15 protein-coding genes are annotated in these 18431 nt (G+C 64.2%); 8 read left to right on the top strand and 7 right to left on the bottom strand.

All coding sequences use genetic code 11. From position 1 onward, the window contains the following. Nucleotides 1–40 precede the first annotated feature (40 nt). Entirely contained in the window at nt 41–1261 is a 1221-nt protein-coding gene (locus tag AC1DVM_RS09590; protein ID WP_477254011.1) for an LL-diaminopimelate aminotransferase, read from the bottom strand. A 53-nt stretch (nt 1262–1314) separates the two neighbouring features. Next, complete coding sequence (locus tag AC1DVM_RS09595) at nt 1315–1677, bottom strand: hypothetical protein (protein WP_477254013.1); 363 nt, start codon at nt 1675–1677, stop codon at nt 1315–1317. Between the two features lie 150 nt (nt 1678–1827). Here AC1DVM_RS09595 and AC1DVM_RS09600 point away from each other — a divergent pair, with 150 nt between their 5' ends. Next, a complete protein-coding gene (locus tag AC1DVM_RS09600; RefSeq protein WP_477254015.1) occupies nt 1828–3627 on the top strand; it encodes a PHA/PHB synthase family protein in 1800 nt (599 codons plus the stop codon). A gap of 83 nt (nt 3628–3710) precedes the next feature. Here the strand turns inward: AC1DVM_RS09600 and AC1DVM_RS09605 are convergent, their stop codons facing one another. Then, a complete protein-coding gene (locus AC1DVM_RS09605) occupies nt 3711–5030 on the bottom strand; it encodes an OmpP1/FadL family transporter (protein ID WP_477254016.1) in 1320 nt (439 codons plus the stop codon). Nucleotides 5031–5421: 391 nt separating this feature from the next. Between AC1DVM_RS09605 and AC1DVM_RS09610 the strand changes: the two genes are divergently transcribed. Next, a complete protein-coding gene (locus AC1DVM_RS09610) occupies nt 5422–6300 on the top strand; it encodes a fumarylacetoacetate hydrolase family protein (RefSeq protein WP_477254018.1) in 879 nt (292 codons plus the stop codon). Nucleotides 6301–6344: 44 nt separating this feature from the next. On the opposite strand, the gene AC1DVM_RS09615 is transcribed toward AC1DVM_RS09610, so the two are convergent. Further along, nucleotides 6345–7409, bottom strand: a complete 1065-nt coding sequence (locus tag AC1DVM_RS09615) for a LacI family DNA-binding transcriptional regulator (protein WP_477254020.1) — start codon at nt 7407–7409, stop codon at nt 6345–6347. 263 nt (nt 7410–7672) lie between these two features. Between AC1DVM_RS09615 and AC1DVM_RS09620 the strand changes: the two genes are divergently transcribed. From AC1DVM_RS09620 to AC1DVM_RS09640, 5 genes are read left to right on the top strand one after another with little or no spacing between them, the layout of a single operon-like run. After that, the gene (locus tag AC1DVM_RS09620; protein WP_477254022.1) at nt 7673–9193 is read left to right on the top strand and encodes a sugar ABC transporter ATP-binding protein; all 1521 of its coding nucleotides are present in this window, start codon (nt 7673–7675) and stop codon (nt 9191–9193) included. Further along, complete coding sequence (locus AC1DVM_RS09625) at nt 9190–10188, top strand: ABC transporter permease (protein WP_477254023.1); 999 nt, start codon at nt 9190–9192, stop codon at nt 10186–10188. The genes AC1DVM_RS09620 and AC1DVM_RS09625 overlap by 4 nt, the downstream gene beginning before the upstream one ends. Before the next feature lie 60 nt (nt 10189–10248). Further along, nucleotides 10249–11199, top strand: a complete 951-nt coding sequence (locus AC1DVM_RS09630) for a substrate-binding domain-containing protein (protein ID WP_477254025.1) — start codon at nt 10249–10251, stop codon at nt 11197–11199. 53 nt (nt 11200–11252) lie between these two features. After that, nucleotides 11253–12329, top strand: a complete 1077-nt coding sequence (locus AC1DVM_RS09635; protein WP_477254026.1) for a sugar phosphate isomerase/epimerase family protein — start codon at nt 11253–11255, stop codon at nt 12327–12329. Between the two features lie 4 nt (nt 12330–12333). Continuing rightward, nucleotides 12334–13506, top strand: coding sequence for a Gfo/Idh/MocA family protein (locus AC1DVM_RS09640; RefSeq protein ID WP_477254028.1), 1173 nt, complete (start codon nt 12334–12336; stop codon nt 13504–13506). A gap of 3 nt (nt 13507–13509) precedes the next feature. Here AC1DVM_RS09640 and AC1DVM_RS09645 read toward each other — a convergent pair whose 3' ends face one another. After that, nucleotides 13510–14625, bottom strand: coding sequence for an ROK family protein (locus tag AC1DVM_RS09645; RefSeq protein ID WP_477254030.1), 1116 nt, complete (start codon nt 14623–14625; stop codon nt 13510–13512). Between the two features lie 157 nt (nt 14626–14782). Beyond that, nucleotides 14783–16060 (bottom strand): extracellular solute-binding protein, encoded by a 1278-nt coding sequence (locus AC1DVM_RS09650; protein ID WP_477254036.1) that lies wholly within the window; start codon nt 16058–16060, stop codon nt 14783–14785. A gap of 95 nt (nt 16061–16155) precedes the next feature. On the opposite strand from AC1DVM_RS09650, the gene AC1DVM_RS09655 reads away from it, so the two are divergent. Further along, complete coding sequence (locus tag AC1DVM_RS09655) at nt 16156–17025, top strand: MBL fold metallo-hydrolase (RefSeq protein WP_477254032.1); 870 nt, start codon at nt 16156–16158, stop codon at nt 17023–17025. 34 nt (nt 17026–17059) lie between these two features. Here AC1DVM_RS09655 and AC1DVM_RS09660 read toward each other — a convergent pair whose 3' ends face one another. Continuing rightward, a complete protein-coding gene (locus tag AC1DVM_RS09660; protein WP_477254034.1) occupies nt 17060–18310 on the bottom strand; it encodes an ROK family transcriptional regulator in 1251 nt (416 codons plus the stop codon). Between the last annotated feature and the right edge of the window lie 121 nt (nt 18311–18431).

The raw sequence follows: 18431 nt of genomic DNA on the forward strand, positions 1-18431 counted from the left end.
GAGGGCCGTGATCGCATGTCCATGCGCTGGCGCCGACCGCCTACACCGCCCTGATCAGCGGCACCACGTTGTGGAGCGTCGTGTCGGCGGTGTCGAAGAATTTGCGGAGGTTGCGGGCGGCCTGCCTGATCCGCTGTTCGTTTTCCACCAGGGCGATGCGCACGAAATCGTCTCCGAATTCGCCAAAACCGATGCCGGGGGCCACCGCCACGTCGGCTTTTTCCACCAGAAGCTTTGAGAATTCGAGGCTGCCCAGAGGGCGGAATTTCTCGGGGATCGGGACCCAGGCGAACATCGAAGCGGTAGGCTCGGGGACATTCCAGCCGGCCTTTCCGAAGGAATCGACCAGCACGTCCCGTCGGCGCTTGTAGGTCGCGCGCATCTCGCGGATGCAATCGTCCGGGCCGTTCAGAGCCGCGGTCGCGGCGACCTGGACCGGCGTGAAGGCGCCGTAATCGAGATAGGATTTCACCCGCGCCAAAGCGGCGAGCAGACGCTCGTTGCCGACCGCGAAGCCGATCCGCCATCCCGCCATGGAGAAGGTCTTCGACATGGAGGTGAACTCCACCGCCACGTCGATGGCGCCCGGCACCTGAAGGATGGATGGCGGCGGGTTCGCCTCGTCGAAATAGACTTCCGAATAGGCGAGATCCGACAGCAGGATCAGTTCATGCTTCTTCGCGAAGGCGACGAGGTCGCGGTAGAAATCGAGCGAGGCCACATAGGCCGTCGGATTGGACGGATAGCAGACCACGAGGGCGACGGGCTTCGGGATCGAATGGGCCACGGCCCGCTCCGCCGCCGGGAAGAAGGCCGGCGTCGGCTCGGCGGGCACCGAACGGATGACGCCCCCCGCCATCAGGAAGCCGAAGGCATGGATGGGGTAGCTGGGATTGGGCACCAGCACCACGTCGCCCGGCGCGGTGATGGCCTGCGCCATGTTGGCGAAACCCTCCTTCGATCCGAGCGTCGCCACCACCTGCGTATCCGGATTGAGCTTCACGCCGAAGCGGCGCTCGTAATAGCCCGCCTGCGCGCGGCGCAAGCCGGTGATGCCCTTCGAGGCCGAGTAGCGGTCGGTGCGGGGTTTGCCGACGGTCTCCACCAGCTTGTCGATGACGTGCTTGGGAGCCTGGAGATCCGGGTTGCCCATGCCGAGATCCACAATATCCGCGCCACCCGCCCGCGCCGCCGCCTTGATGCGGTTGAGCTGCTCGAAAACATAGGGCGGCAGGCGCTTGATGCGGTGGAAATCAGACATGGGCGTGGTCCTTGGCGTTAGTCCGTCTCGATCGTACGACAATGTGGCTTCAATCAGGGCGTTTTCGGCGCGGGCTTCTTTCCCGCCGGCTTTTGGGCGGCCGGCGTCGGAACCGGCGGTGGCGGCGGCGTGCCCCCGAGATTGGCCGCATCCGTCCCGCGGGCGAGATTGCGCGCCCGCTCCGCGTCGAGTTCCGCCTCGGCGGCCTTGACCTCCGCCGGAGTCCTGGGCGCCGTCGCCCGGCCGGGGTCGGAGGTGCCGATGGTCATGTAATCCAGCGATTGCGGCCGGGAACGTTCCACGAAATCGGCACGCGGCGCGACCGTCGGCCCGAGACCGGTGGATTCCAGGAGTTCGCCGGTCGGATTGGCGCTAGAGCAGGCCGACAGGCCAAAACCCAACAAAAGGGCAGCCATCCGGGCGGTTCGGCCACCCGCTGCCGTTGAAAAAATCATAATGATCCCAAGTCTCATGACATTGCGCTGGCATCTATGATGCCGCAATCGCTAAAATGTCGGAAATGCTGCGCATGAGCAATGCCTGCATGCCCCCACGGAGGCCGCCAGATGGACAAACCGCCCGGAACCGAGCAACCGAAACTGGCCTCCCCCGATTTTGACGAACTGTCCCGCAATCTCGCGCTCTTTCTCGAAGGGGCCGGCAAGGCGACCGCGGCCTATCTGTCGAACGGGCGGGCGGCGAAAGGCGGGTTCGCCGATGAGGCCGCGGAAGCCGTGAAAACCTTCGGCCACGTGGCCGAATCATGGATGGTCGATCCGCAGAAGGTCCTCGAAGCGCAAGCCAAACTCGGCACCCAGTTTCTGGAGCTCTGGAGTTCCACGTTGAAACGGGCGCAAGGCGAGGGAACGGAAGCCGTGGCGTCCCCTGAGCCGAAGGACGCGCGTTTCCAGGACCCGGAATGGTCGCATAACCCGGTTTTCGACTTCCTCAAGCAGGCCTATCTCATCACCTCCCGCTGGGCTGAGGACGTGGTCGAGGGGGCGGATCAGGTGGATGAGACGACCAAACAGAAGGCACGCTTCTACCTCAAGCAATTGTCCAGCGCCCTCTCGCCCTCGAACTTCCTGCTGACCAACCCGGAACTGATCCGCGAGACGATCCAGCATAACGGCGCCAATCTCGTCCGGGGCATCGCCATGCTGGCAGAGGACATCGAGGCCGGCGGCGGGGAGCTGCGCATCCGCCAATCGGATCCGAGCTTCTTCAAGGTCGGACAGAACATCGCGACGACGCCCGGCAAGGTGATCTTCCGGAACGATCTGATGGAGCTGATCCAATACAACCCGACGACGGATAAAGTGCTGAAGCGTCCGTTGCTGATCGTGCCGCCCTGGATCAACAAGTTCTACATTCTCGACCTCAACCCGGAAAAGAGCTTCGTCCGCTGGGCCGTGTCGCAGGGGCTGACGGTGTTCTGCATCTCATGGGTGAACCCGCACGAGAAACATGCCGAGAAGAGCTTCGAGCACTACATGCGCGAGGGGATTTTTGCGGCTCTGGATGCGATCGAAGACAGCATCGGCGAGAAAAAGGTCACGGCGGTCGGCTATTGCGTCGGCGGCACGCTTCTGGCGACGGCTCTGGCCTATATGGCGGCGAAACGCGACAAGCGTATCGAGAGCGCAACGCTTTTTACCGCGCAGGTGGATTTCACCTTTTCGGGCGACCTGAAGGTGTTTGCCGACGCGGAGCAGATCGGCGCCATCGAGAAGGACATGAAGAAGCGGGGCTATCTGCATGGCAGCCACATGGCGAACGCCTTCAACATGCTGCGCCCCAACGACCTGATCTGGCCCTATGTGGTCAACGTCTACATGAAGGGCAAAGCGCCCTTCCCGTTCGATCTGCTCTACTGGAACTCGGATTCCACCCGAATGCCGGCGGCCAATCACGCGTTCTACCTGCGCAATTGCTATCTCGAGAACAAGTTCTCCAAGGGCGAACTGGAGGTCGGCGGCGTGCGGCTCGACCTCGGGAAAGTGAAGGCCCCGATCTTCAATCTTGCGACCCGCGAAGACCACATCGCGCCAGCCAAATCCGTCTTTCACGGTTCAAAGTTTTTTGGCGGCCCGGTCGATTTCGTGCTCGCCGGATCGGGCCATATCGCCGGGGTGGTCAATCCCGTGTCGAAACCGAAATACCAATACTGGACGAATGGACCGGTCGAGGGAGAACTGGCCGACTGGATCGCGGGCGCCAAGGAGACGGAAGGCACGTGGTGGCCCTATTGGTTTTCCTGGATCGAGAAGCAGGCGCCCAAATGGGTGCCGGCGCGAGACCCCGCGGCCGRAAAACTTCCGCCTCTGGCGGAAGCGCCGGGCACCTACGTGCTGGAACGCGCGTAGGCGCTGCCTGAAGCCGCTCCCTGTCTCCTCACAAAAAAAGGCCGGCTCGAAAGCCGGCCTTTATTTCGCGAGGGGATGAGCGATCAGTACTTGCGGACGATCGGCGCCGGAATGGCGACAGCGGGGTTATCCCAGCGATACTTGACGGCCGCCGAGATGATATCGACCGACGCATCCACATCGGCAGCCAGCACCACGCCCCGGGTCGGGAAGAGCGGGTTGCCGGGCGCGATGTTGATGTCGGTGTTCCCGACCGTAAAGATGTGGGTGTAGGCCAGGTCGAAGGAGAGCTGGTCGCTCCAGTTATAGGTGGTTCCGAGCGACAGCCACACGCGATCGGTGTCGGGCAGGCGCGGGCTGCGCGTCTCGAGTTCGATCGGCGAAATTTCGTAGCCGACGCCGGCGCGCACTTTCCAGGCCGTGTTGACCTGATATTCGCCACCGACCGAGAAGAACCAGCCATCCTCATAATCGAGGGGCAGGTAAGGCGACGCGGAGAGCAGCGAGCCGTTGAGCTGGTTCAGCACGCGCGGGAAGCCGAGGCGGCTCCAGTTGGTCCACTCCGCCGTACCCTGCAGGGTGAAGGAATCGCCGATCCGCTGGCTGATGCCGACGCTAACCGATTCCGGCAGCATCAGCGACACCTTGATGGGGACGCCGAAATATTTGAACGAGCCTTCGAGATCGTGCTCGACGCCTGAGCGGTAACCGATACCGATCGAGGTTCCGGCGAACGGCGTCAGGGTCGCGCCCAGCGAATAACCGAAGCCATAGCTGTCGCCTTCCAGCCCGGCGCTTCCGGCGAAGGGGGACGGGTTCGCGGGCGACGGTCCGGTCGCGGAGAAGTAGCGCACTTTCAGGTATTGCGCGCGCAGGCCCGCACCGACGGAGAGCCAGTCATTGACCTTGTAGCCGACCGTCGGCATCGCCTCGAGGGAGAAGATCGAGGTGGTGCGGGCGTAGAGCTGGCCGGCCCAGATGGGATTTGGCTTCGTAGTCAGTCCGAACGGGGCGCCGGTGTACAAACCGATCCAGAGGCGGTCGTTGACCTGATAGCTGCTGTAGCTTGCGGGCACGAGCGCATCGAGACCGATATCGCCCGACGGGCCCAAGGCCCTGAGGCCTGCGGGAATCGTGTAGGTCGGATTGATCTTCGATTCGGGGATGACGCCGGCGGCGTGGAATTCCGCTTGGAAGCCGGGCGCCATCGTCATGGTCGCGGGGTTCCAGTACATGGACGAGACGCCGGCCGAACCGGACGCCACGCCGGCGAACGACATGCCCTGTCCGGTGGCGCTCTGTTCGCGAAGCGCGAAGGCGCCGGCCTGGGCGCCGCCCTGAGCCGCAACGAGCGTGAGAAGAGAGACCGCTGCCAAGGTCACTGAACGGGTCAAATGGCGCATAAAGATTTCCTGCCCTGAGACGAATATCGGTTTGCGGCGTGAGAATCCGCTTCTGAGGCACACTCTGCCGATGCTTCATTTTCGCCGCAATCGCTTAATGGGATGCCGCCACGGCGCGGCCCGCCCAACCCGCTCGGGGGAATTGTTTCAGGTTACTTCGACGGGTCGTCACGAATGTTTGAAAACCCAACGAATTTACGGTCGTTCACGTGTAAACGAACGTAATCGCGGCGGTTCCAGCCCCGAATTCGCTGGCGGTTGCGATATCTCTTTGGAGGTACTTTTGYCGCCGTTCGTGACAAAACGGCAACATCCAGCGGGGCGGAAAAAGCGCGTTGCCAACCCGGGCACTTCTAGCGATAACTCCATCACCTTGCGGCAGGAGAAGACGATGAAACTGGTGAGATTCGGAGCGTCGGGGCATGAGAAGCCCGGTCTTCTGGATGCGGACGGGAATATCCGCGATGTGTCGGGGGTAATTTCGGACGTTGCGGGCGAAGCGCTCGGCTCGGCGAGCCTTGCGAAGCTCAAGGCGGTCGACCCGAAATCACTGCCGCTCATCCCGGCGGGCCAGCGCATCGGACCCTGCGTGGGCAAGGTGGGGAATTTCATCGCCATCGGCCTCAACTACGCCGATCACGCGGCCGAAACCGGCGCGGCCATTCCGGCAGAACCGATCGTCTTCAACAAAGCGCCGTCCTGCATCGTGGGACCCAACGACGATGTGGTCATCCCCCGCGGTTCGGTGAAAACGGATTGGGAGGTCGAACTCGCGATCGTCATCGGCAACCGCGCGTCCTATGTGGGCGTCAACGATGCACTCGAATTCGTCGCGGGCTACTGCGTCTGCAACGACGTCTCCGAGCGCGAATACCAGCTCGAGCGCGGCGGAACCTGGACCAAGGGCAAGGGCTGCCCGACCTTCGGCCCGCTCGGCCCCTGGCTCGTCACGAAGGACGAGATCCCCGACCCGCAAAACCTCTCCATGTTCCTCGATGTGAACGGCGAGCGCCGGCAGAAAGGCTCGACGCGCACGATGATCTTCAACGTGGCGAAGATCGTCTCCTACGTGTCGCATTTCATGATCCTGGAGCCGGGCGATGTCATCACCACCGGCACGCCGCCCGGCGTCGGAATGGGCATGATCCCGCAGCAATATCTGAAGCCCGGCGACACGATGCGCCTCGGCATTGAAGGACTGGGCGAGCAGAACCAGCGCGTTGTCGCGTTCGAGCAGAAGGGCGCCGAGACGTCTGTGGCGCGGGGCTGAGGCCGGACCCTTTCGACGCCTCGACATCCGCGTGATGCCGACTCTCAGGTCAAAGCAGGATTCGCGGTGCTGTTGCGGATGACGAGCTGCGTATCGAGCCGGATGCGAGCCTGAGTGGGGCGGCCTGACAACAGGTCCACCAGAACCGTCGCCGCGGCCTGCCCCRGTTCGCGGCGCGGCTGGTGAATCGTGGTGAGGGCCGGCTCGGCGACCGCCGCGAATTCGATATCGTCGAACCCGGCGACCGACATGTCCTGGGGCACTCGCAGGCCAGCGGAATGCAACGCGCGCATCAAGCCGATGGCCATTTGATCGCTGCTGCAGAAGACGGCGCTGGGCCGCGACGCTCGCGCGAGCAGGTCACGCCCCGCCGCGACGCCGGATTCAACGGTGTAATCCCCGGTGATGACAAGGTTGGCGTCGAATTCGATGGCGTCCGCTCGCAGGCCATCGCGATAGCCGGCCATCCGCTCCTGTTCGAGCACGTTTCCGGGCGGCCCGGTGACATAGGCGATGCGCCGATGTCCGAGCGATGCGAGATAGCGTGTCATCGTCTGCGCGCCGAGGCGGTTATCGACCTCGATCTGCGGGATGTCGACGCCCGGGATCGCCTCGCAGAGGGCCACGAGTGGAATACCGATGGGAGCCGGAACGCCCCTGCCCTCGCGGCTTTGGCCGATCAAATGCCCGTTCAGCAGGATGGCGCCGTCAACCCGCCCTGCCGCGGCGAAGGCGGCGAAATGGGCCTCCTTGGCAGGTGAGCCATCGAGATCGCCGATGATCATGCCGTAGCCCGCCTCGAACAACGTCTCCTCGATCCCGCGCAGGATTCTCGAGAAGAAGGTGTTGGAGAGGTCGGGCAGAACGACGAGGACCATGCCCGTCTTTTGCGACCGCAAGGTCCGCGCGGCCGGGTTGGGAACGTAACCTGTCTGCGCGATCGCCGCGAGCACCCGGCCCCGGGTGTCGTCCGATACCCGATCCGGCGTTGCGAGCGCGCGGCTGACGGTGGCGGTGGAGACCTCCGCGAGTTTTGCGACATCCCGGATGCGTGCGACCCGAGCGGCGGGATTGCGTACCGGCCTCGCTCTGCGTCCGTCCCCGTCCATCCGATCTCAACCTCTTTGCGCGGCCTGTTTGACAGAACCCCCGCTTGCGGTAAAGTAAATGTAATCGATTACATCGCGACTTGTCGACCATCGTGACAAGCTAGGTGAGTTGAAACGTCCCGCCAGAGGACGGTTTTTGATCCAGGAGGAATCGAATGCGCCGCAAGCACACACACGACTGATCCCGGCGCGCAACGCGCCGATTGAACCGCTTTCGTTCAAGGAAGCGAACCGTTCCCGTTGCTGCGGATCGGACGATCGTCATGGACTTCGTACTTCGCGCAGAGAACATCTCGAAATCGTTCGGACCCATCGAGGTTCTGAGCGGCATCGCTCTCGATTTGAGGCCGGGCGAAGTGCACGCCATCATCGGCGAGAACGGCGCGGGAAAATCGACCCTGATGCGCATCGTGTCGGGCCATCTCTCACCCACCGCCGGCAACCTGTTCTTCGAAGGTGAGCCAGTCGTCTTCTCCGACCCGACCGAAGCCGAGCAGCGGGGCATCGTTCTCGTCCACCAGGAGATCCTGCTCGCCGAGGATCTGACGGTCGCGCAGAACATTTTTCTCGGACGCGAAATCGCGCGCTWCGGCCTTGTCGACGATCGCGCCATGCGCGAGCAATCCGATGCCGTTCTCTCCCAGCTCGGATCGCATGTCGATTCCGACGCGCGGGTCCGCGAGCTGTCCATCGCCGACCGGCAGATCGTGCAGATCGCACGGGCGCTTCTGGTGCCGAACCGCGTCGTGGTCTTTGATGAACCGACCGCCGTGCTGACGCCGATTGAGGCCGAGAGCCTGTTCGAAATCATTCGCCGGCTGCGGTCGCAAGGTGTCGGGATCCTCTACATCTCCCATCGCCTCGGCGAGGTGAAAGCCATCGCGGACCGCGTGACGGTGCTGCGGGACGGCAAGCGCGTGGGAACCCGCGAGACGGAAGGATTCGAACCGATCGAGATGGCGCGCCTGATGGTCGGGCGCGACATGTCGAAGCTCTATCCCGAAAAGCCCGCGACAGCCTCCGACCAGATCGTGCTGAGGGTCGAGAACGCCGCCGTGCCGGGCTATGTGGAGGAAGCGTCCTTCGCCCTTCGCCGCGGCGAGATCCTCGGCTTTGGCGGCCTGATTGGCGCGGGACGCACCGAATTGTTCGAGGGGCTCGTGGGATTGCGCCCTTGCAAAGGCTCGATCCTCCTCGATGGAAAGCCCGTCTCGTTTGGCAGTGCCCGCGAGGCGATGGCGGCCGGACTGGTCTATCTGTCGGAGGACCGGAAGGGCAAGGGGCTCCTGCTGCGTCAGAATCTGGGCACCAATCTCACGCTGGCGGCGCTGGAGAAATTCACCCGCGGCTCCTTCATCGACGTGAGAGCCGAGAACGAGGCCCTCGACAGGGCGATCCGCGATTTCGACATCAGGGCGCGCCGGCGCGACATGCTGGCGGGGCAATTGTCCGGCGGCAACCAGCAGAAGCTGCTTCTGGCCAAGATGATGCTGGCCGAGCCGCGCATCGTGATCATCGACGAACCGACGCGCGGCGTCGATATCGGCAACAAGGAACAGATCTATCGCTTCATCGCCGCCTTGGCAGAACAGGGCCGCTCGGTCGTCGTGATCTCGTCGGAGATGCAGGAACTGATCGGCCTCTGTCACCGCGTCATCGTCATGCGCGGCGGCCGTATCGCCGGCGAAGTGCAGCAATCGGACCTGTCCGAAGACGCCATCGTCTTTCTCGCCACGGGCGTTCACGAGGAAAGGGCGGCGGAGATCGCCGCGGGCCACGCATGACCGAAACCGTGCTTCGCGCCGGCGCCAGGGAGCGCCGCTTCTCCCTCGACCTGCGGGCGCTCTCGCCCTTCATCGCGCTGGTCGTGCTCATCATCGCGGGCTCGCTCATCAATCCCGACTTTTTGACCGCGTCGAACCTCATGAACGTCGTCACCCGTTCGGCCTTTATCGCCATCATCGCGGTCGGCGCAACTTTCGTGATCGCCAGCGGAGGGCTCGATCTCTCGGTCGGCTCGATGGCAGCGCTGATCGCGGGGGTGATGATCCTCACGCTCAACAAGGTCGGCGGCGCCGACATGAGCACCCTCGCGGTCGGCATGCTGGCGGCCATCGCATTGAGCGCGGCGTGCGGCCTTGCGAACGGGCTCATCGTCACCTTCGGCCGCATCGAGCCGTTCATCGTGACGCTCGGCACCATGGGCATCTTCCGCTCGCTCGTGATCTGGCTGGCCGCCGGCGGCACCATCACGATGCGCGATTCCGGCCTTCGCGAACTCTATCGCCCGATCTATTTCGGCAATGTCTTCGGCGTCCCAATCCCCATCCTGGCCTTCCTTTTCGTCGCGGCGATCGGTGCCCTCATCCTGTACAAGACGTCGTTCGGACGGCACGTGGTGGCGCTGGGGTCCAACGAGGAAGTGGCGCGCTATTCCGGAGTTCCGATCTGGCGGGTGCGAACCCTGGTCTACGTCATACAGGGGATCTGCGTCGGCATCGCGGTTCTGGTCTACGTGCCGCGCCTGGGTTCTGCGACGCCGACCACCGGCCTGCTGTGGGAATTGCAGGCCATCACGGCGGTCGTCGTGGGCGGCACCGCGCTCAAGGGCGGCGTCGGTCGCATCGGCGGCACGGTCATCGGCGCCATCATTCTCGAACTCGTCGCCAACATCATGGTGCTGTCGAACTTCGTCTCCGAGTTTCTCGTGGGCGCGGTTCAGGGCGCCATCATCATTGTCGCCATGCTGGTACAGCGAGGGCTGCATCGCGGGCGGTGAATCCGGGAGAGTCCCACCGGCAACAGATCGGGGCTCGGGCCATATCTGAGGGAGGACCACATGAGAAGAACGGCATTGAAGCTCGCAGCCGCCGCGGGATTGTTCGCGGGCCTGACCAGCCTCGCGGTGGCGCAGCCGAAAAGCGTGACCATCGGCGTCTCGATCCCCGCCGCCACCCACGGCTGGACCGGCGGCGTCGTCTACCACGCGCAGGAAGCCGCCAAGCAATTGGAGAAGACCTATCCGGGCCTCAAGGTCGTGGTGAAGACCTCTCCGGACGGCGCCTCGCAGGCCAATGCGCTCGACGATCTGAGCGCCCAGAAGATCGACGCGCTCGTCGTGTTGCCGTTCAACTCGGACGAATTGACGAATCCCGTCATGGAAGTGAAGAAGCGCGGCACTTTCATCACGGTCGTCGATCGCGGCCTGAAGGATGCGTCGATCCAGGACATCTATGTGGCCGGCAACAATCCCGAATTCGGTCGGGTCGCGGGCAAATACTTCGTCGACAATCTCAAGCAGGGCAACGTCGTGGTGTTCCGCGGCATTCCCACGGTGATCGACGAAGAGCGCGTTTCGAATTTCGAGAAAGCCCTCGAGGGATCGGGCGTGAAGGTCATCGACAAGCAATACGCCAACTGGAATCGCGACGACGCCTTCCGGGTCATGCAGGATTACCTGTCGAAGCACCCGAAGATCGATGCCGTGTGGGCCTCCGACGACGACATGGCGCTCGGCGTCATGGAAGCCATTCGTCAGGGCAAGCGAGAGGACATCAAGTTCGTCCTCGGCGGCGCAGGCATGAAGGACATCGTCAAACGCGTCATGGACGGCGACAAGATGATCCCCGCGAACGTCTCCTACCCGCCGGGCATGATCGCCACCGCCATGAATGTCACGGCCGCGCAGTTCTTCACGAACGCTCCCATGCGCGGGACCTACGTGCTCAATGCGCAGCTGATCACGAAGGACAACGCGAAGAACTACTACTTCCCCGATTCGCCCTTCTAGCCGCCACTCCGGTCCCTCCCCTCTTGTGGGGAGGGATTTCCGAGGAGATATCCATGAAGACCATGAAGGGACCGGGCCTCTTCCTCGCGCAATTCGCAGGCGATGCCGAACCGTTCAATTCCCTCGATGCCATCTGCCGCTGGGCCGGGTCGCTCGGCTACAAAGGCGTTCAGATTCCCACCTGGGATGCGAGGCTGTTCGACCTGAAGAAGGCGGCGGAATCGGCGGCCTATTGCGACGACGTCAAGGGAACGGCGAAGCGTCACGGCCTGGACATCACCGAATTGTCCACGCATCTGCAGGGGCAACTCGTGGCCGCCCATCCGGCCTTCGATGAGGCCTTCGACGGTTTCGCGGTTCCGAACGTGCGCGGCAATCCCAAGGCGCGGCAGGAATGGGCGGTCGATCAGCTCATGCTCGCCGCAAAGGCCTCGCAGCGACTGGGTTTGAACGCCCATGTGACATTCTCTGGCGCCCTTGCCTGGCCGTACATGTATCCGTGGCCGCAGCGTCCGGCCGGATTGGTCGAGACCGCCTTCCAGGAACTCGGTCGTCGCTGGCGGCCGATCCTCGACGCCTTCGACGAGGCGGGTTGCGATGTCTGCTACGAGATCCATCCCGGCGAGGACCTTCACGACGGAGCGACCTTCGAGCGCTTCGTCGACGCGGTCGCCGGCCATGAGCGGGCCTGCATCAATTACGATCCCAGCCATTTCCTGTTGCAGCAACTGGACTATCTCGCCTTCATCGACCTCTACCACGAGCGCATCAAGGCCTTCCACGTCAAGGATGCCGAGTTCAACCCGACCGGACGCGTCGGCGTGTACGGCGGCTACGAGAACTGGATCGACAGGGCCGGACGGTTCCGTTCGCTCGGCGACGGCCAGATCGATTTCGGCGCGATCTTCTCCAAGCTCGCCCAATACGATTACGATTCCTGGGCCGTGCTGGAATGGGAATGCTGCCTGAAGCATCCCGAGGACGGCGCTCGCGAAGGCGCGCCGTTCATCGAAAGCCACATCATCCGCGTCACCGAGAAGGCCTTCGACGATTTCGCCTCCGGCGGGACCGACGAGGCGGCCAACCGGCGGTTGCTCGGTCTCGACGCAGTCACCAGTGCGGGGAAATAAACCGATGGCCACGGGCTCCAGCGACAAGGCCATCCATCGACGTCTGCGCCTCGGTATGGTCGGTGGCGGGCGTGGCGCCTTCATCGGCGCGGTTCACAGGATCGCCGCGCGTCTCGACGATCGCTGGGAGCTCGTCGCGGGCGCGTTGTCGTCGGACCCGGAACGTTCGCGCTTGTCGGGGCAGGATCTGTTGCTGAAACCTGATCGTATCTACGGTGATTACGCTGAGATGGCGCGCCGCGAGGGGCGGCTGAAGGACGGAATCGACGCGGTCGCCATCGTCACTCCCAATCACGCGCATGCGGGAGCCGCGCAGGCCTTCCTGAAAGCGGGCATTCACGTCATCTGCGACAAGCCGCTGACGACGACGCGGCGCGAGGCCGACCGGTTGGCGAAGCTGGCGCGTGAATCCGGATTGATCTTCGCGGTCACGCACAATTACACCGGTTACCCCCTCGTTCGGCAGGCGCGCGCCATGGTGCAGGCGGGGGATCTCGGCGCCATCCGCGTGGTCCAGGTCGAGTACGCGCAGGATTGGCTCGCCACGCCAACGGAGGAGAGCGGCAACAAGCAGGCCGAATGGCGCACGGATCCGGCGCGCTCCGGCCCGGCGGGAGCCGTGGGCGATATCGGCACGCACGCCTTCAATCTGGCGGAGTTCATCGTCGACGACGACGTCGTGGAACTCTCCGCCGATCTGCACACCTTCGTGCCCGGACGCCGGCTCGACGACAACGCGCATATGATGCTGCGCTTCTCATCCGGCGCAAAGGGCATGCTGTGGTGCAGCCAGGTCGCATCGGGAATGGAGAACGGGTTGCGCATCCGGGTCTTCGGCGAAAAGGCCGGGCTCGAATGGCAGCAGGAAAACCCCAATGTGCTGGCGTTCTCGCCGCTCGGCGAGCCCCTCCGCCTGATCCGCCGCAATGGAGCAGGCACCGGAGAGGCCTCGCGGGCGGCGTCGCGCATTCCGCCGGGGCATCCGGAAGGCTATCTCGAGGGCTTCGCGCAACTCTACGCCGATGTCGCCGAACAGATCGCAGCCCGGATCGAGAACCGGCAGCCCAATCCCCTCGCCTTGCAGGTGCCGACCGTCGAGGACGGCGTCCGGGGCGTCCGATTCATCGATGCGGCCGTTCGATCCTCGCAGCGCAAGGCCGCCTGGGTCTCGCKTTGAGGATCAGGCGTCGTCCGTCGGCGGGGCAAGCAGAAGGTCGCATGCCTGCGCCAGCGCCAATCTGTTGGCGCCGACAAGGACCRCCCGGCTTCCCAGCGAACTCGCGCGGACCGCGAGATCGACGGGCGACGAGGCGATCAGCGCGCGAACGCGCTCGACTAGTTCGGTCCGCGCGCCGATGCTGCCTCCGAGGACGATGAGTTCCGGGTCGACCAGCGCGCGAACGGCCATCAGCGCCTGCGCCAGGATTCGGGCCGTGTAGTCGAGCGTCTCGCGCGCGGCCGTCTCGCCCGCAATCATCCGTTCAAAAATCTCGCGCACGGAATTCGCCGCCTTGCCGCCATGCTCGCGGTAATGTTTCAGGATGCCGGCGCTTCCGATGGCGGTCTCCAACGGTCCGAGCGGATAGCTCGCCGTGGAAAACGGATCGCTTCCGAGCGGCAGGAACGCGATTTCGCCGGCCGCGCCGTGCGCCCCGCGCATCAGCCGACCATCCGCGACGAGCCCCATGCCGATGCCGGTGCCGAGCGCCACGAAGGCGAAATTCTCCATGCCCGCCGCGCCTCCGTGCCAAAGCTCCCCCATCGCCGCGAGATTGACGTCATTCTCTATCCGGACGGCGCAGCCGAGCCTGCTCTCCAAGGCCGCCACCATGTCGATCGCTTCAAGACCCGCGATGTTCGGCGAGATCGAAACTTTGCCCGATCGGGTATCAAGGACGCCGGGACTTCCGATCGCAGCGGAGCGCGGCAGGTCCCCACCCCGACCGCATTGCCGGCGGAGCCGCTCGCCAATCGCGCCAATCTGTTCGACCACCTGGATTCCGCCGCCCCGGTCGGTCGGTTCGATACCCTCCGCAAGGATCTCTCCGCTGAGATCGGAGAGCGCGACATGCACCTTCGTGCCCCCAAGATCGACGCCCACGACGAGTTCGGGACGGTCGACCAGTTCGAACGCACCACCTTTTGGCGATGCGATCCGCCGGATGCGGCCAAGACGCGCAAGGTCGTCGAACAGTTGCGACGGGCAGCCCTGCCCCGCGACATCGGCAACGGTCGCCGGGCCGCGTTTCAGCGCCCCAAAAACGGTTCCAACCTCGATCGATCGTGCGAGCGACATGGGGTTCAAAAGGGGCAATATCTTATTCATTCATCAAAAACGGCCGACAACAGGAAAGGGGCCGACCCCGCGCAAAACGATCTTTGCACGGGCTCGGGAACGCCAGACACGCAATGGGAAGAGCCGGGGATGCATTGGCGCACCCCCGGCCCAAATCTTACGACTTGTAGTGGTCGTCGATCATCTTCTGCTCCTGCTGAGCCGCCTGCTTCACCGCCGCGAGAGGATCCTGGTTCTGCAGGAGCACGCGATCGAGCATGTCCTGGAAGATCTGCCCTTGCGCTTCCTCGGCGACGAAGTCGGTCGTCGAGGCGTAAGTGAGACCCTGCAGCATCGGTCCCGACAACGGATCGGCGAGGTTCTTCGGGCTCAGGGCGACCTCGCGCTTTGCCGGCAATTCGCCGGTCTTCTCGAACCAGAGCTGCATGGCGTCGTTCGTGGTGAGGAAGGCGAGGAACTTGAGAGCCGCGTCGCGCTTCGCGCCCGTGACGTTCGCGGCGATCCCGTTCACCCAATACGACGAGTAGTTACCCTTGACGCCGTTATGAGTCGGCAATTCGGCGACACCCCAGTCGAACCCGCGCGCGGTCTTGAACGTCCCGAGACGGAACGAACCGTCCACGTGCTGCGCCGCCTTGCCGGCCCGGAACGCCGCCTGGCTCTCTGACAGGAAACCTGCCGCCGCGACCTTATGCTTGCGTTGCAGATCGGTGTACCACGCGAGCGCGGCAGCACCGGAATCGTCCGCATAGGTCACTTTCCGGAAATCGTCCGTGTAAGGCTTGCCGCCGAACTGGCGCACCAGCACCTCACGCCACCAATGGTAATCCTGGGACGGGATGCCGATCGTCGCACCGGCGGTGATGAGGTTGCCGCTGCTGTCGTGCTTGGCGACCGCGAGCGCATTCTTGACCATTTCATCGAGGGTCGCTGGCGGCTTTCCATCTGAAGCGCCCGGCTGGCTCAGCAAGGTCTTGTTGTAGAACAGGCCCAGGCTGCGCACCGCCGTCGGCACCGCCCAATAACCCTCGCTGGTCTTCATCATGCGGACGAAATCGAAATAATCGCGATCGATTTCGGCAGGGTTGAACATGTCCGCCGGCAGGGGCTGGATGAGCTTCGACTTCGCGTATTCGCGCATCCAGCCGAAGAAGAGCTGCATGACGGCCGGCCCCTCGCCCGCCGGAACGGCCGCGGCCGTCTTGGTGCGATATTGCGCATAAGGGAAATGCGTGTGCTTGACCTTGATGCCGGGATTAGCCGCCTCGAATTGCACGATCAGAGCATCGATCGCCTCAACACGCTCCTTGAAGAAATACTGCCAGTAATCGATCTCGACGGCTTGGGCGCGCGCCACCGAGGGCGCGCCCACGACCAGGCCCGCGGCGGCGGCCCCCGTGGCGAAGGTGCGTCGAGTCAGGCTGTGGCGTGGCATTTGATCAGTCATGGCGATGTCTCCCTTGTGATGAAGCTGAGAATTTGGCAGGGCTTGTCGTCGCGGGGTCGGCCCGCGCGATGGTGGACCGGGCGATGCGGCGATTGGAACTGGCGAACGGCGTGCTGTTCAGCCTGACGGACGCGGAGCCGCCTCCCGCCGCATGGAGCTATTCGTTCCCGGAAGCCAGCCTCGCCGACCACGCGCCGGTCGTCGCGAAATGGCTTCCCGACAAATTGTTTCACACCCGTTTCACGAGCTTCGCATTCCAGCGACACGGCCGGATCATCGTCGTGGACGCGGGAATCGGGGCCGGGTCGAGCGACTATTTCGACGGGCTGTCCGGCCGGCTGCCCGATGAGATGGCGGAAGCGGGGCTTGATATCGCCGCCGTCGAGCATGTGATCTTCACCCATTTCCATCTCGACCACGTGGGTTGGGCGACCAGCCGCGACGGCAAAGCCTTCTTCCCGAACGCGCGTTATCATGCGCCGAAAGCGGAACTTGCCCATTGGCTCGAGAAGGGCGACACGTCGGCCCTTCCTCATCACGTGAAGGCCTTCAATGCCCACATCGCACCGCTGCTCGAAAGCCGGCGCCTCGACGCCGAGGACGCAGGAGCGGTCATCGCTTCCATCGACGCGATGGAGGTCACCTACAGGGCCGTTCCAGGACACACGGCCGGGCATTGCGCGGTCGTGATCGCCGGCGGCGGCGAGACCATCGTGATCGCGGGAGATACCTGGCACAGTCCAGCGCAGATCGCCGTTCCCGAATGGTGCCATCGGGCCGACCGGGATCCGGACTTGGCGCGCCGATCCCGCGAGGCGCTCGCGGATTGGGCGTGCGCGCATCGCGCGCTTGTCGCGGCGGGCCATTTCGGCGAGGAGATCTGCTTCGGACGCGTCGAGGCGGATGACACCGGCTCGAGGACATTCGCGCCCCTCGCTCGGACGAGCGGATAGGATCGGTCGGGTGGCGAAGCGGGAGCCGGATCGCTCAATCATGCGGGCGCCCTCCCACTGCCAAGTCTCCTCCCGACAACTCCCGCTGGACGGGTTGGCGCGTGGGGCGAGGCCGCGCTCTCGTGGCGCGTGGCTGCGTCGTCAAGCGGCTGAACAGCGGCAGCGTCGCGCCGCCGAGCGCAGCCGAGTCACCGCCCGCGCGGCCGATCAGAATCCGCTTCGACGGCCGATCGCTGCGCTGGCTCACGCTGGGCAGCAGCGGCTGCATGCGGGCCAGTATCTCGCCGAGATAACGATCGGGGACCTGGCCGCCCATGACCACGGCCTCGGGATCGAAGAGATTTTCGATATTGGCGATGGCGACGCGAAGACATTGCGCCGCGCCCTCGAGCCATTCGTCGAGAATCGCGGCATCGGCGGCAAAGAGGGCCTCGTGGTCAAGGTCGACCGCGTCGAGGTGGCCGGCCGCGACCAGCATCCGCCGCAAGGCATCCACCGACGCGATGGCCTCCAGTCTCACGGGTCCATCCGCGGATGGAAGGCCGAGATGCATGCGGCCGATCTCGCCGGCATTGCCGAACGCCCCCATCACCGGCTGGCCTTCGACGAAGAGGCCGCCGCCGATACCTTCGCTGATGTAGAGATAGAAGAAGGTCCGCAGATCGCGCGCAACGCCGTTGAGATGTTCGCCGATCGCGGCCGCGGTCGCGTCGTTTCCGACGAAGACGGGAAGCGACAGGGCCGCTGCGAAGCGCTCGCGAAATTGCGCACGCGACCAAGCCGGCATGGCGAGCGGATCGCGCTCGTTCTCGTCGACCGAGCCGAAAGGCCCCGGCAGCACGATGCCGACGCCCCAGAGACGAGCCATATCGACTCCCGCTCGGCCGGTGAGGTCGTCGATGAGGTGGCGCAGACTCTCCAGCGCGGTGTCGGGATCGTCGGTCCGGCAGACGAGCGTGGTTCTGGCGCGGATATTGGCGCCGAGATCGCAGAGAATGCCCGTCAGCCTGCCCGCCTCGACCTGCACGCCGATCGCAAACCCGCCTTCCGGATTGAGTGCGAGATCGACGGGTGGCTGGCCGCGCGCTGACGGTCGGCGCCCTCGTTCCTCGATCAACCCTTCACGGAGCAGCTCTTCGACCAGCGACGTGACCACCTGTGGCGAGAGGCCGGTCGCTGCCGCGATATCCGTGCGTGCCGCCATCCGCACATGCCGCAGCATGTCGATGATCACGCGGCGCTGGTGGCCACGGCGATCGAACGGGGCGAGACCGGAGACGCTCATTGGCGCCAGTCCTTTGCATTGCGGCGATGGTTCATCGGCACTTGCGTGAAGTATCGCTTGCAGCATGGGCTGCTTTTCATATTAAATCAATCGGTCGGATTTAATCGGCGGCAGGGCACCC

It is taken from the genome of Microvirga sp. P4_A5 (assembly GCF_056402495.1).